Source organism: Salipaludibacillus sp. CF4.18 (genome assembly GCF_051262595.1).
GTDB lineage: Bacteria > Bacillota > Bacilli > Bacillales > Salisediminibacteriaceae > Salipaludibacillus > Salipaludibacillus neizhouensis.
Genome location: NZ_JBIMEV010000150.1, coordinates 1 through 693, shown reverse-complemented (window position 1 = coordinate 693; position 693 = coordinate 1). Strand labels below are relative to the sequence as shown.

1 protein-coding gene is annotated in these 693 nt (G+C 40.3%); it reads left to right on the top strand.

What is annotated here, in order from left to right:
• Nucleotides 1–625: IS21-like element helper ATPase IstB (gene istB, locus ACHABW_RS25915; protein WP_435759921.1), on the top strand; the 625-nt coding region annotated here is incomplete at its 5' end.
• Between the last annotated feature and the right edge of the window lie 68 nt (nt 626–693).

Genomic DNA, 693 nt, shown 5'->3' with positions numbered 1-693 from the left:
ACTTAAGCTTTTTGAGAAAGAAATTGAACAGCGAGAAGAGCGAAAGATCAACCTACTATTGAAGGCGGCAACCTTGCCAGAGTTATATGGCAAACCTTTTGACTGGAAAGAGATTGAATTAGGTCAAGGATTAAATCAGGAGTCCCTTTTACAGGGAGCGTTTATCGAGACTAGGGAGAATATGATTTTCTATGGAGGTGTTGGAGCTGGAAAGACCTATTTATCAACACTTATTGGGTTGAACGCCATTCAGAATCAGGGAAATCGTGTAAAGTTTTATACCGTGGCTTCCCTCGTGAATCATCTCTTAGATGCCCATGAAAAGGGAACCGTGAATAAACTGTTTAAGCAGATTGAGAAACTAGATTTGCTTATCTTAGATGAACTGGGATATATTCCTTTACACAAGCAAGGGGCTGAACTGCTTTTTCAAGTGATTACCTTGTGCTATGAAAAGCGTAGTCTGATCATCACAACCAATCTACAGTTTGGCCAGTGGAATCACGTATTTGGAGACCCGATCTTAACGGAAGCAGTGGTAGATCGCTTGATCCATCATTCCCACCTGGTGCTATTCAAAGGAGAGAGTCACAGATTAAGAGAATCTATGTTTAACAAAGAGTAAAGTGGAACGTTGGTAAGTGGCTACAAAAAAGGTTGCCGTTTTATACATTTTTCTCTTGCCAAATACAA